General features: G+C 64.5%; 6 protein-coding genes. 3 read left to right on the top strand and 3 right to left on the bottom strand.

Going from position 1 to position 14734, the window contains the following annotated elements:
* Nucleotides 1-15: 15 nt before the first annotated feature.
* From ISS97_RS10400 to ISS97_RS10390, 3 genes are read left to right on the top strand one after another with little or no spacing between them, the layout of a single operon-like run.
* Entirely contained in the window at nt 16-3738 is a 3723-nt protein-coding gene (locus tag ISS97_RS10400; RefSeq protein ID WP_379986763.1) for a pilus assembly protein, read from the top strand.
* Nucleotides 3728-4159, top strand: coding sequence for a type IV pilin protein (locus ISS97_RS10395; RefSeq protein WP_379986764.1), 432 nt, complete (start codon nt 3728-3730; stop codon nt 4157-4159). The genes ISS97_RS10400 and ISS97_RS10395 overlap by 11 nt, the downstream gene beginning before the upstream one ends.
* A 5-nt stretch (nt 4160-4164) precedes the next feature.
* On the top strand, nt 4165-4767 hold the full coding sequence (locus ISS97_RS10390) for a GspH/FimT family pseudopilin (RefSeq protein WP_379986898.1): 603 nt from the start codon (nt 4165-4167) through the stop codon (nt 4765-4767).
* Between the two features lie 318 nt (nt 4768-5085).
* On the opposite strand, the gene recD is transcribed toward ISS97_RS10390, so the two are convergent.
* From recD to recC, 3 genes are read right to left on the bottom strand one after another with little or no spacing between them, the layout of a single operon-like run.
* Nucleotides 5086-7032: an exodeoxyribonuclease V subunit alpha gene (recD, locus tag ISS97_RS10385; RefSeq protein WP_379986765.1), complete on the bottom strand. Its 1947-nt coding sequence runs from the start codon at nt 7030-7032 to the stop codon at nt 5086-5088.
* Nucleotides 7022-10699 (bottom strand): exodeoxyribonuclease V subunit beta, encoded by a 3678-nt coding sequence (recB, locus tag ISS97_RS10380; protein ID WP_379986766.1) that lies wholly within the window; start codon nt 10697-10699, stop codon nt 7022-7024. Before recB ends, recD begins: the two co-directional genes overlap by 11 nt.
* Nucleotides 10696-14220: an exodeoxyribonuclease V subunit gamma gene (recC, locus tag ISS97_RS10375; RefSeq protein WP_379986767.1), complete on the bottom strand. Its 3525-nt coding sequence runs from the start codon at nt 14218-14220 to the stop codon at nt 10696-10698. The genes recB and recC overlap by 4 nt, the downstream gene beginning before the upstream one ends.
* Nucleotides 14221-14734 lie beyond the last annotated feature (514 nt).

The following is a 14734-nucleotide window of genomic DNA, read 5'->3' as shown; positions in this document are numbered from 1 at the left end:
GGATCGGGGGAATCCATGAACATACGCATTTCGGTCAAGGGGCGTCAGCGATTGTCGGCGACAGCCGGCAGTCTGTTGCTGAGCCTTATGGCGGGCTATTCCGCAGTATCAATGGCAGGCACGGTGGAGCTGAGCCCTGGTCCGCCGGCGGCGACCATTACGGTGGCGCCGAACTTGGTGTTGACGTTTGACGATTCGGGGTCGATGAACTGGCATCACATGCCGGATCAGCGGCCTTACGTAAACAACACGGCCTGGGTCAGCAGTAATACGGACCAGCAGCAGGGAGCGACGGAAAACCGCACATTTTCCAGCTCGGGTGCTCCCTTCTTGTGTGCGGGCGTGATTACGCCCGGCATCACCGACGCCACCGACCCGCGCTCGTGGAGCATGAACGGCGTCTATTTCAATCCTGATAACAAATACGATCCGCCAAAGAAGGCTGATGGTACGTCCATGCCCAATGCGAGCTTCACTGCGGCATGGGACAACGGTATACAGGTCAACCGCAATCAGAACCCTACGGGAAGCAACAATATCCGCAATCTCGGCAACTACAGTTTTTGCGGAAAGACTGGCGCCGGTTATTTCAAATACACGCGAGCTGCCAGCACGCTGCCGGTGGATGGCAATACAGGGCGCTTCACATCAGCGGCGACGACCGCTCTCTACGCTAACCGGTCGGGCGACTGGCAGTGGGTAGTGGTGACGTCTGACACCGACAAGCAGAATTTTGCCAACTGGTACTCGTACTACCGTACGCGCAGTATGGCTGCAGTCAGCGCCATGTCATTGGCCTTCGCCTCGTTGAAGGACAACGTGCGTGTGGCCTGGCAGAACATCAATGCCAACACGCTGGGCAACTCGACCAAGATCTTCAAGTTCGTTGATAGTGCGGCGACCAGCAACGTGCGTACCTCATTTTACGACTGGCTTTTCGCAACCACGTCTACCGGCGGTACGCCAAACCGGTCAGCGGCGAAGCGTGTGGGCGACTACTTCACCGATCGCAGCGGCAGTGACGACAGCAATCCTTACTGGGACAGGGACGTCAACAAGGAACTGATCTGCCGCAAGAACTTCCATATTCAGATGACCGACGGCCTGTGGAACGGCGACAGCAACGTAGCGGCCCCGGGGAAAACGGATACGGAGGGCCGCAGCCTTCCTGATAGCTTCCAGGGCTTTTCCACCACTGATCGGGAAAGCAAGGTTGTATGGAACGAAGAGAGCAATTCGCCGGTGACTATGGCCGACATCGCTTTCCACTATTGGGCGACAGACCTGCAAGACGGCCAGAAGGGCAATACCAATAGTCTGTTCTATAAGGAGGCCAGTCGCCGCAAAGTGCCGATGAACATCGTCGACCAGTCGACCGATTTGTTCGGTACGCCGTTGGCCAAGGACGCCGATCCGCGTACTAACAAGGAGATCTACTGGAACCCGGCCAACGACCCGGCGACCTGGCCGCATCTGGTGCAGTATATGATCGGTTTCGGCGCCTCCGGCACGTTGCTCAATAATGATGCGACCTATGCGAAGCTCCGTGCCGGCACCGTGGCATGGCCGGTGCCGGCAGTAGGCACCGACGACGGCCGCAAGATCGATGACATGTGGCATGCGGCGCTCAACAGCCGCGGCAAATACTTTGGCGTAAGCAGTCCGTCTGCCCTTGTCGAAGCGCTCAACAAGATCATTTCCAGCATCCTTCTTCAGTCCACCACACCGATGGCAGGCGGTCTCAACTCCGCGGTGCTGACGGCTGCTTCGGTGACCTATCAGGCTGGTTTCGATCCGGGCACCTGGAGCGGTTCGATCAAGGCTTTCTCCGTTGGTTCGGATGGCTCGATCAGCAAAACAGCACTGTGGGACGGCCGCAGCCTGCTTGACGCGCGCGTGCAGGATTCGCGTGTCATCCTGACCAGCACCGCGGTGGGCGAAGGCAAGGGCGCGGCGTTCACCTGGGCCAATGCGGGCGAGGCGTTGAAGGCGGTCGACGCCGGCTTTGATGAGAAAAACACCGGCGCGAATCGCTTGCTCTGGCTTCGCGGTGACCAGAGTAATGCCGGCAAGACCTTCCGCCAGCGCAGCTCGGTGTTCGGCGCAGTCATCAACGGTCAGACCTTGTATCTGGCCGCGCCGACGGGCGGCTATCTCAATACCTGGCCGAAGGATTCACCGGAGGCGACGGCCGCGAAGGCTGGCAAGAGCTACGAGCAGTTCCGCGCCGATCACTTGAAGCGTGCGCCCACGCTGTTTGTCGCCGCCAACGACGGCATGCTGCACGCCTTCGACGCGACCACGTCGACGACCGACGCCACCAAGGTCGACGTCACGCCCAGTCCCGGCAAGGAGCGCTGGGCCTATGTGCCGTATTCGGCCTACGGACGTCTTACGGGCTGGTCGTCGCTGACCAACTTCAGCTTCATGCCCTCGGTGGACGGCACGCCGGTGAGCAGGGATGTGTATTTCAGCTCGGGCACCAAGCAGGGCTGGCACACCATCCTGGTGGCAGGCCTGCGCCTCGGCGGCCGTGGCGTGTACGCGCTGGACGTGACCGAGGTGGCCTCCACCGAAAGCAGCACATCAGGCAAGGTGATGGGGCCGGCCGATCGCGTGCTGTGGGAGTTCAACAACACCAGCACGGGCGGCGCCAACCTCGGTTACACCTTCGGCCGTCCGAACATCGGTCGCCTAGCCAACGAAAAATGGGTGGTGCTGGTGCCTGCGGGTTATTTCCCGGAAGGCAGCACTGATGAGGCTGCGTCCAACACTTTCAGCTCGCTGTTCGTGCTGGATGCACAGACCGGCGAGCTGTTGCGCGAGCTGAAGACACCAACCACGGTGAGCGGCATCGACGGCGCCATCGAAAGCTATGGCCTGTCGACACCGGTGATGGGCGACTACAACAGCGACCAGGTCGACGATGTGGCCTTCGCCGGCGACCTGCTCGGCAATATGTGGCGCTTCGACCTGACCGACGGCGATCCTGCCAATTGGAAGGCCGAACTGTTCTTCCGCCCCAAGAACCCCGGCTACCGTCCGGTGACGGTGATGCCGCGCCTGTTTCCAACACCGGGTGCGAGCGGCTTCACTGTGGTGTTCGGCACCGGCAAATACCTCGGCGGCAAGGACAACGTGGTCGACGACAACACCCGCGTGCAGGCGGTGTACGGCATTCGCGACAGCGGCAAGGCTGGGCAGGCGGTAGTGGAGGAGGGCACGACGCTGCTGGTGCAACAGCTACTGGTGGAGAAGGACAACGTACGCGGACTCACCACCAGACAGGTGCCCGCCGCCGACGCCGACAAGAAGCCGATCCGCGGCTGGTACTTCGACCTCGATATCGCGGCGGCCAAGGGCGAGCGCGTGGTGGTGGATGCCACTGCCTTGTTCGATTCGGGTCGCGCGATCATCACCACGCTGATTCCGCAGACCAACGATCCTTGCGACCCCGCGCCGCGCGGCGCGCTGATGGTGATCAACGCTGCCACTGGCGGAGCGGCCGAAGGCGTGAACTTTGGCGACATCGTCGGCTGGCCCGCCGATTACACCCAGGCCGGCGCGCGCGTCACCAATCCACCCACCGGCGGCTTCCTGCCGGCCACCGTCTCCATGGGCGGCGGCAAGGTCTACATACCCGGCGTAGACGTCGACAAAGAACCCAAAGAAACATTCTCGTTCGGCGATACCGTGTGGCGCCGGCGCTCGTGGAGGGCACTCATCAATGATCGCTAAGCACACACCCGCACGCGGCTTCACCCTGATCGAACTGATGATCGTGGTGGTGGTGATCGCCATTCTCGCCGCCATCGCGATTCCCTCGTATGGCCGCTATGCCTATCGCGCACGTCGCGTGGATGGCAAGGAGCTGCTGTTGCGTATCGCCAATGCGCAGGAGCGTTATTACGCGACCTTCAATCGATATGGCACATTGCCCCAGATTGGCTTTGCCGATCCGGCGGTTTCCGAGAAAGGTTATTACGCGGTCAGCGAGCTGGCACCCAGTGGAAGTAGCGCCCAGGCATACATTGCTACTGCGGTGCCCTCAGGTATGCAGAGCAGAGATGTATGTCAGTCGCTGGCGATCACCAACACGGGCGTGAAAACACCCGACGCCAGTAGTCTCACCGCGAACAGCAACGGTCCCTGCTGGTGAACGCCATGCACAGAGCTTCATCCCACCAGCGTGGCCTGAGCCTGATCGAGTTGATGATCACCATCATCGTGCTCGCGATCCTGTCGGCCATCGCCGTACCGAACTTCCGCAACCTTATCCACCGTCACCAGATCACCTCCGCTACCAACAACCTCGTCGGTGCCTTCGCCTACGCACGTAGCGAGGCCGTTTCTCGCGGAACGTTTGTTTCTCTCTGCCCCAGCACCGACGGCGCTACTTGCGCCACCACCACTGCCTACGACACCGGCTGGCTCATCTACACCTATCCGATCGGCACCGACGGCGCCGATCAGTCCTACGATGCTGCGAAGAGCATCTTTCAGCTGCTGCGCAATATCCCCCGCCAGCAAAACATCAGCATCGTCGCGAAAGACAATAAGATCATCACCTACGGCCAACAAGGCCAACTCAAACGCCCCATCCCCAGCGACGGCAGCCCTCCCATCAGCTTCGTTGTGTGCAACAAGAATGATGCTGGCGAAGCCAGCAATACATCTGGCGTACCAGGTACGCGGATTGATTTGAGCGGAGCGGGCGGGGCGAGGAGCAAGACGTTGGCGGCGGGCTTGGGGTGCACGTTGGATTGAGGGGCAATGCCACGCATCAAGGCAAAACCATCCCGACGTCCGGCACTGGAAGATGCGCAGCTACGATGCGCACCACCTGCTCTTAGGCCATTTCTCTTTGGTTACTTTCTCTTTGGGCCAGCAAAGAGAAAGTGACCCGGACCGCGGCAGCGGTTCGGAAGCCCGCGGCAGGCGAGCCAGGGCACGCTGACGCTAAAACCAAGCGACAACGCCACTGGATTCCGGCCTACGCCGGAATGACGAAGTAGAAACGGCGTCACAAGGGGCCACTTTCACTCTAGTCCTCCTCAGAGGAAAGAGGGAGCAAAGCGCAACGCGTCAGCGCAACCGATCCCTCAACCCCGAATGCCGAACCGTCACCCTCCCTACCGCCTCAGCCACCACATCCCCCCCACCCACCAACGTAAACCACCGCCGCGCCCGCGTAACCCCCGTATACAAAAGCTCCCGCGTCAGCACGCCACTGGCCCGCTCCGGCAGCACGAGCGCCGTGTGCTCGAATTCCGAGCCCTGCGACTTATGCACCGTCATCGCAAACACCGTTTCCAATTCACCGAGGCGCGAAGGAAGGATGAAGCGGATACGTTCCGTCTGCGCCTCACCCGAACTGTCGGCGACGAGGAAGGCCACGCGCAGGCGAGGTTCGCCATCAGCCGAAGGCACGCGCAAGGCAATGCCAACGTCGCCGTTCATCAACCCAAGGTTGTAGTCGTTGCGTGTCACCAATACCGGCCGGCCTTCGTACCAGTCGTGGCCGGCATCGATCAGCTGGGCGCGTTGCAGAATGCTGGCGATCTGCTGATTGAGGCCTTCCGTACCGTAAGGGCCATTGCGCAAGGCGCATAGCAGCTGAAAGCGGTGGAAGGCATCGAGTACGTGGCGAGCCCATTGCGCATGCGCTTCATCGCCAGCATCGATGGCCGGTCGTTCCTGGCGCAGCACTTCAAGATAGTAGCGATAACCCAGCGGAGCATCGCCCCCGTGAGCAGCAAAATGTTCGCGCCCGCCGTGCAGCACGAGGGTGGCGAGTTCGCTCGCATCCGCGACGCCGTCGATCCAGGCGATATCCGGCTGCGGCGATTGGAACAGGTTACGTACGCCGCCAAGATCGCCGGCGTTCACAGCCAGCGCCAGGCGGCCGATGCCGCTGGTGGCGTCGAAGCGATGGCTGTGTCGCAGCATCACCACGTGCTGATCCAGCGCGTGAGCGTCGCTGCGCACCCACGGCTGCACGTCGTTACCGGTAGTCGTGCGCAGCCAGTCGGCAGTGGCTTGCTCGTAGTGGCCGCCTTCGGCACGGCGGCACAGATCGCCAAGCACGGCACCGGCTTCCACCGAGGAAAGCTGATCCTTGTCGCCGAGCAGGATCAGGCGTGCCGACGAGGGCAGCGCGGCGAGCACGGCGGACATCATCTCCAGGTCGACCATCGACGCTTCGTCGATCACCAGTACATCCAGCGCCAGCGGATGCGCGGCATCGTGGCGGAAACGGCGGGTGTCGGGCCGTGCGCCGAGCAGGCGATGCAATGTGTCGACGGTGGCCGGAATCGCCATGCGCACGGCATCGTCGACGTCGAGGCGCGCGAGCTGGCCGTGGATAGAAGCGTTGAGCCGCGCGGCGGCCTTGCCGGTAGGCGCGGCGAGACGGATGCGCAGTGGTCGCGGCTGTTCGCGCAGATGCAGGGTCTGCAACAGGCCGAGCAGGCGTACCACCGTCGTGGTCTTGCCGGTGCCGGGGCCGCCGGTGATCACGGTGAAGGCGCCGTGCGCCGCCAGCGCACAGGCGACGCGCGGCCAGTCCGGCTGCGCGGCGGAGGCGGGAAACAGGCGGGCAAGTTCTTCGCTCAGATGTCCTGGCACAGGCTGCGCGACCGACCAGCGTTCGCTGATCGCCTGCGCCACCTGGCGTTCGTGGTTCCAGTAACGCCTCAGGTACAGGCGCGTGCCGTCCAGCACTAGCGGCGTGGCGCCTTCGCCGCTGCCGATCCATGTGGGCAGTGAGTGTGCCTGCAGCGCTCGCTCGATCGCGTCGCGCCAGTGCGAGGGCCAGGATTGTTCGTCGGCGAGCATCTGCCACATGGAAAGGTCGAGGCAGAGATGACCATCGGCGAGCTGTCGGCTGAGCAAGGCAGCGAGCAACAGCCACGCAGGATCGGCTTGCGTGTCCTGCTCGGCGAGGAAGCGCGCGAACGCGGTGTCGAGCGCGCGCAGGCGCTTCTGCTCGATGGCATGGGCGAGCAGGGCGAGCCGGGAATCAGGCTGCATGCGCTTGCTCTCCCTGTGCGAACAGCACGTCCATCGCTTCGATCAACTGGCGCGGCAGGCGTTCGCGGTGCACACCATGACCTTGCGCGTCGACGCCACGCAGATACAGGTACAGCACGCCGCCGATATGGCGGTCGTAGTCGTAGTCGGGCAGGCGCACGCGCAACTGGCGATGCAGGGCCAGGGTGTAGATGGCGTACTGCAGGTCGTAGCGCTCGCGCAGTACGGAGTCGCGCATGGCCTCGGCCGTGTAGGCGCTGGCGTCCGGGCCGAGCCAGTTCGATTTGTAGTCGACCACGTAGTAGCGGCCGTCGTGTTCGAACAGCAAGTCGATAAAGCCCTTGAGCATGCCGTTGAGCTGGTCCCGCAGCAGCGGCAGGCGCGGGCGTGCCTCCAGCGTGTGTGCGGTGACCAGGCGATCCAGCACGGTGGTGTCCACGCGATGCGCGGCGAACCAGAATTCCAGTTCGGCGCGGTAGCTGGTGGTACGGCGCAAGTCGCCGAGGGCGAGCATGCGGTCATCGGCCAGCGGTAAGGGCATGCGCAGCAGCGACGGCAACCAGCGCGACAGGGTTTCCACCTGATCCTGCCAGGCGTGGCGTTGGCAGCGGCGCATGATCTGCTCCGTGGCCAGCGAGGGATCGTCCGCTACCTGCGCGAAGCCTTCTTCCGCAGCCCATTCCAGCAGGTCGTGCAGGAAGGTGCCGGCCATCGCGCCGCGAGGGAACGCGTGAATGCCGCTGCCCGCGCTGCTCACGAGAGCCACGATGGGCTCTGCCTGCTCGATGCTGGCTTCGGCGAGCCGGTCCTGCGTGGCGGTTTCCGGCGCGGCGGGTGCGTTGCTGCTGTCGTCTTCGCCGTAGCGCAGCGCACTGTAACTGGCGATCCACCAGCGCTCGCCGGGTTGGCCAGGATAGTTCCGCGCCGGCTGGAGTTCGGTGGTCTCGCTGATGGCGGGACGGTAGGCCGAGGTCTGTGGCACATCAGGCAACGATTCGATCCGGATCGTTGCCTGATCGTCGGCGACTGCCCGCAGCACGGGCATCAGGTCGGCGGGTTCGATCATCTCGCCGCCGGAGAGCAGGTAACCAAAGGCGGACTTGTGCAGCGATGGGGCTTTTTCATTACCCACACGCAGGCAGGCCACACCGAGCCAGCAGGCGTGGCGCGCGCGCGTCAGGGCCACGTAAAGGAGCCGCAGATCTTCCTGCAGGCGTTCGCGTTCGGCGCGGCTCCAGGCATGTTCGTCGGGTTGCAGGTCCGTGTGCGGCTGGCCGTCGTCGTCGTGCCACACAAAGCTGTCGCTGCGCTTCAGTTCGCGCAGGCTGCAAGCGAACGGCAGCAGCACCAGCGGATATTCCAGACCCTTGGATTTGTGGATGGTCACCACTTTGATCAGTTCCGCCTCGCTTTCCAGGCGCACGATCTGTTCCTCGGCGGTGTCGGCCTCGCCGTCGTGGGCCGCGGCGATCTGTTCGCCGAGATGGCGGATCAACGCGTGTTCGCCGTCGAGCATGGCGGCGGCCTGCTGCAACAGTTCGGCCAGGTGCAGCAGGTTGGTCAGCGCGCGCTCGCCGTCGTCGCGCGCGAGCCAGCGCGAGGGCAGGTCGAAGCGATGCAGCATGTCGTGGAGCATCGCCAGCACGCCGTGACGCAGCCAGGTCTCGTGGAAGCGGCGGAAGCGTTCGCCGCATTGTTCCCAATAGCGCTCGTCGCTGTTGAGGCGGTCGAGTTCGGCGTAGCTCTGGTCGAGGCTGGGCGTGGCGAGCGCCGCGCGCATGGCGCGATCGGAGCCGGGCTCGGCGCAGGCCTTCAGCCATAGCAGCAAATCCGCCGCTTCGGATGAGGCGTAGACGGAATCGCGGTCGGACAGATATACGCTCTTCAGACCATGCTCGCGAAGCGCCGAACGGATCGCGATCGCTTCCTTGCCGTTGCGCACCAGCACGGCGATATCGCCTGGCTTCAATGGCATCAGCGGCTGGTCCTTTGCCTGGAAGCCGCAGCGCCCGTGTTGCGCGGCGTCGAGCAGTTGCACCAGCCAGGCCGCCGCCTGGGTGGACATGCGCTGGCGATAGGCGGTGCTGCCAACAGTTTGGCCCGGATCCAGCACGGCGAGCTGCAGCGCGGGCAGCGGCGCGCCATCAAACAGCAGTTGATCGTCGCGCCCGCGGGCCAGCACCGGCTGGAATGGCAGGCCGCGATCGCCGTGACCGAAGCCGAAGGCGCCTTGCGGGTGATCGTCGGCGTAGGCATAGACGCGATTGACTGCATCGACCAGGGCGGTGGTGGAGCGGTAATTGGTGGTCAGCGTCCAGGTCGGCCGGCTGGCGGCGTTGCGTGCCTGCAGGTAGGTATGGATATCGGCGCCGCGAAAACCATAGATGGCCTGTTTCGGATCGCCGATCAACAGAAGGCCGGTGTCGGCGCGCTGCGCATAGATGCGCCGGAAGATCTGCCACTGCAGCGGGTCGGTATCCTGGAATTCGTCGATCAGCGCGACCGGATACTGCGCGGCGATGGTGTTGGCCAGCCGCTCCCCGCTGGGGCCGCGCAAGGCGTCGTCGAGGCGCGTGAGCATGTCGTCGAAACCGAGCTGTGCACGCTGCCGCTTGGTCTGGTCTTTTCGGGCGGCGATCCAGGGCGCGGCGTGGGCAAGCACCAGCGGCCTGATCTGATCGAGTGCGCCCAGGCTTTCCACCGCCTCGCCGATGGCGGCGAAAGCGGCATGCACCGGCGCGGTCTTGTTCTTGTTGGCGGAGGTGCTGAGCTTGGCCTGGGTGAAACGGCGCAACACGGCTTCATCGATGGCTTCGCCCTGCGCCCAGGCGCGCATCGCGGCCAGATCGTCCGGCATGCGCTTGGCGGGATAGCTGCGTCCGTTGAGCACGCCCTGGCCCATGGCTTTGGTCAACGCTTCTTCAATGGCGGCGATATCGTGCAGCCACAGCGCACGCGCATGCGATTGCGTCTGTTGCGAATGCGCCAGCGGCGCCTGCAGGGCGGTGCGCACGTCATCGACGCGCGGCAGCGGTTGGCCATGCAGCCGCAGTTGATCGGCCGGCTGGCGCAGCAGCGGTTTCAGCGTGCGCTGCAGATCCTGCGGGGTCTGCCACCAGCGCGCGAGCAGGGCGGCGCCATCGCGGTCGAGGGTGAGGCATTGCAGGCGCCAGTAGTCGCGCACTGCCTCGGCCAGCAGTTCGCTTTCGTCGGTGTCGGTGTCCTGTACGAAGGGATGGCCGCTGTCGAAGGCGTGCTGGCCCAGCATGCGCTGCGACCAGCCGTGGATGGTGTGCACCGCGGCTTCGTCCATCCACTGCGCGGCCAGTTCCAATTGGCGCGCAGCGAGCGCGCGGCTGTGCTCGTCCGGGTATTCGGCGATCAGCGCAGCGAGAAATTCATCGGGCACACCGTTGCCGCGGAACAGGCCGGCGGCTTCCGCCAGGCGTGCGCGGATGCGGTCGCGCAATTCCGCCGTGGCGGCCTTGGTGAACGTTAGCACGAGGATCTGCGCCGGCAGCAGGGGCGCACCGGTGCCATGGCCGAGCACCAGGCGCAGATACAGCGCGGCGATGGTCCAGGTCTTGCCGGTGCCGGCGCTGGCTTCGATCAGTTGCACACCGCGCAGTGGCAGGCGCAGGGGTTGGAGCGGCGCGCTGGCGCTCATGCGTCCTCCCCTGGCTGTTGCACATGGGCGGCGAGTGGCCGGTACAGCGGCAACCAGTTTTCAAAGCCGGCTTCGTGCATGGCCTGGAAGGAAGGCCATGCGCGTTGCAGATACGGATCTTCATCGACCTCGCCCGCGCGCTGAGCCGCATCGTCGCGGTCATACGAAAGGCGGGCCGCGGCGAAGGTGTCCTTACCTTCGTTCTCGGCCTGCAGCCACGCGAAGGCGGTCTTGCGCGCGATGGGTAGCGGTGCGCACATGCCGTTCACGACGGCGTGCAGTAACGCGTCGAGCAGTGACGCGGCTAGGGCTTGTTCCATCGCCGGTAGCCAGGGCTGGGCGTCGATACCCACGATGCGTGTCTGCAAGGCCAGGCCATTAGCGTTGGCGAACAGGTGCGATACCCAAGCCGGAATGAGTTTGTCCAAACGCAATACACGTTGGCGCAGCAACGGGCCCTGGATCAGCTCAAGCCGCAGATAGCTTCCTCCATCGCCGCGATGCAGGTCGGCCAGCCAGTCCTCGACCATCACGCCATGCGCGGCATAGCGAAGTTCGTATTTGTCTTCCAGGCGTGGCCAGCGCTGCTCCGCCACTCGCCACAAGGTCGCGAGTGCGCGGGCTTCGGTGGCGATGTTGTCCTGCCACAGTTCGCCGAAGCCACCGGGCGGCAGGCGGCCTTGCTCGCGCAGATGCTGCACCGCTTCCAGCACGGCGTCATGCATGCCGGTCTGCGCGGGATCGGCGAGTGCGGCGCGCAGCACCGACTGGATCGCGCCGTAGCGTTCCAAGCCGTCGAGCGCGAAGGGTTCTTCGTCGGCGGTTTCCGCATCCTCGGCGGTGAAGTGCACCTTCAGGCGCTGGTTGAAGAAATAGCGGACGGGACGTGTCAGGAAACTCTGCAACTGGCCGAGGCTTAGCGCGGCATCGGGTTGCCAGGGTGCAAGCGCGTCATCGGCTTCCCCCTGACTAGCGATGCGATGTGCCTGCTGCCATTCGTGCGCATAGGTAAAGACGCGCGGGTCGTCGCCTGCGCCGAAATAGCGCTTGCTGAAAGGTTGCAGCGGGTATTCGGTGGTCAGGGCATCGAGCAGGTTCGCGGCTTCCGTCGGGCGCTTCCAGCCGGCGGCCAGATAGTCGCGCAGCTGACCGACCAGCACGGACGGTGGCAGCGCGGTGTTGTCGCGAGCGCTGCGTCCCACCCAGCTCACGTACAGCGCGTCGCGCGCGGAGAGCAGGGCTTCGAGGAACAGGTAGCGGTCGTCCTCGCGGCGCGAGCGGTCGCCGGGGCAGGCATGGCCGGGCAGTGCCATCAGGTCGAAATCGGCTGGTGCCTGGCGGCGCGGGTAGTCGCCATCGTTCATGCCAAGCAGGCACACCACGCGGAACGGAATCGCGCGCATCGGCATCAAGGTGCCGAAGCTCACTGCGCCGCCCATGAAACGCTGCGACAGGCGCGTGGCGTCGATGGCTTCCAGCCAGTGTTCGCGCACGATGTTCAACGGCAGCGGTTCGGCCAGGGCGGCTTCGTCGCAGGCTTGCAGCCATTCATCGAGTGCGTCGTCCAGGCGGCCGAGGCGGTCGCCATCATCACTGTCATCGGTAGCGAAGAAGGCCAGCAGCAGGGCGCGCAGGCGGGTCACCCATTCCATGGGTGTGGCTGCACCGCGCAGCTGTTGCCAGGTCTGCTCGAGCTGTTCCAACAGTTCGGTCAATGGGCCAAGCAGGGCCGCATCAAGACCGCCTACTTCGCCGTAAGGCGCCATCGCCTGCCAGGTTTCGCCATGGCCTACGGCATAGCCGAGCAGCAGCCGGCGCAGACCGAACTGCCAGCTGTTCTGTGCCTGCGCCGGCAGGCCGAGACTTTGTTTCTGTGCGCCGTCGAGACCCCAGCGGATGCCGGCGCCTTCGATCCAGCGGCGCAAGGTCGGCAGGCCGGCCTCGTCGAAACCGAAACGCTTGCGCAGCGCGGGCACGTCGAGCAGATCGAGGATGTTGCTGACGGTGAAGCGCGACTCCGGCAATGACAGTAGATGCTCCAGCGCCACCAGCAGCGGTGCGGTGCTGCGATCGGGCTGGTCGGCCACGGAGTAGGGCAGATAGCGCGGGTCGTCCGCGGCGATGCGGCCGAACACGGCCTGCACATGCGGCGCATAGGTCTGGATATCCGGCACCATCACGATCACATCGCGCGGCGCCAGCGGGCGGCCTTCGCTGGCGGCCTGCTCGAACAATGCGAGCAGCTGGTCGTGCAGGATCTCCACTTCGCGCTGCGGATTGTGGGCGATGTGGAAGCGCATGGAGTCATCGCCTTCACGCCAGATCTGCTTCTGCGCGGAATCGGCCGGCAACGGTTCCAGATCGAGGATGGCCTGCTGCACCTGATGCAGCAGGGTGTTCTTGCCCACGTCGGAGAACAGATCGATGCCACGGCTCCAGGCGGCGAAGCGGCGGCGGTAGTCGTCGGGGCGATCGAAGCTGTCGAGCAGGCGGATGTAATCGCGACCTTGCTTGCCCCAGGCCGCCAGCAAGGGATTGGCGTGCAGGTGCAGATCTTCAAAGCGAGGTTCGTCCGGCAGGCCCGGCTTGCCGGACTGGCGTCGCTGGCTGGCCTTGAGCAGTTCGCGGTCTTCGATGATGTCGGCCCAGTAGTGGCGGCAGGGATTGGCCACCACCAGCAGGATCTGGCAATGCCGCGCCAGTGCGGTCAGCGCTTCCAGGGTCTGTTGCGGCAGTGAGGAAATGCCGAACACCACGATGCGGCGCGGCAAGGCCTCCGGCCGCGTCGACAGCGCCTGCGCGCGTTCGACAAAGGCCTGATGCACGGCGGCGCGATGGCTGTGGCGTTCCGCTGCGCCGACATCCTGCAACAGCAAGCGCCATAGCCGCGCCTGCCAGCGCTGCTCGGAAGAAAGCGGGGTAACGCGATCGCGCCAGTCGTCGGCCAGCACGTCGCGGCCGTGCTCCCAATCCGCCAGCCAATGCGCGCGATACACCTGGTACTGATCGAACAGATCGGCGATGCGCGCTGCCAGCTGGTAGCGCTTGCGCCAGTCCGGATCGCCGCCGAGGAAGTCACGCAGTGGACGGAAATCCGCGTCGTCCAGGTGTTGCGGGATCAGACGCAGCAGGCGCCAGGTGAGACGCGATTTGTCGAACGGTGAGGTCGGCGGTACGGCATCGCGCCCGAGCACGGCGCGATAGGCCTCCCACAGAAAACGTCCCGGCAATTGCACCTGCACAGCTGCGCTGATGCCCAGGCCGCCCTGGTCCGCCGGTCGCGCCAGGGCGAGCTTCAGCCACTGCGCGATGCCGTTGCTTTGCACCAGCATCAGTTCGTCTTCGAGCGGGCGCAGTGGTGCGCGTGCGAGCCAGGCGGTGAGCAGGTCGCGCAGGTCTTCCAGGCGGTTGCCGTGGATGACCATCAGGCCCGGTTCGATGGGGATCTCGAGGGGGAGGGCCAGGGTGGTGGTCACTGGGGTGGGAGGTGGGCGCGCATGGGGTGGGATTGTGGCGGACATTGGTGTTGTGGGCGAGTGGTGGAGTGCCTGCTATTCACTCGCCTTCCTACTTCGTCATCCCTGCGTAGGCAGGGATCCAGTGGCGTTGTCGCCTCGATGTTCGCGTTGTCGCGACCGGGTCGCCTGCGGCGGGGTTTCGTCTCGCTGCCGCGAGTCGAGTTACTTTTCTCTGCTTGCCCAAAGAAAAGTAACCAAAAGAAAAGGCACCCCTCTTGCGCGCCCTCCGGCTTCGCCTACGGGTCCGTGAGGGTTGGCCGGGCTTTTCGACAGGACATCCCTGTCCTGTCGAAAAGGAACCGGCATCCATGCCGGTTCCCCTGCGGGCCTTTTCGTCCAACCCTCACCGCTCCACAGGGGGCCCGTTACGGGCTCGCTGACGCATCGCCTTTCAAAGAAAAAGAAAGAGCAGCTCCCTCTCCCCTCCGGGGAGAGGGTTGGGGTGAGGGGTGGGTGCTTGGTAGAGCGTTGCTACTTTGTGTGTTGCTGTGCGCGCTCGAATTCGCGCAGCGTGTGC

It is taken from the genome of Dyella koreensis, from assembly GCF_044904565.1.
GTDB lineage: Bacteria > Pseudomonadota > Gammaproteobacteria > Xanthomonadales > Rhodanobacteraceae > Dyella_D > Dyella_D koreensis.
Note: the sequence above shows the minus strand (reverse complement) of the source record. Positions and strands in the feature narration are given on the sequence as shown.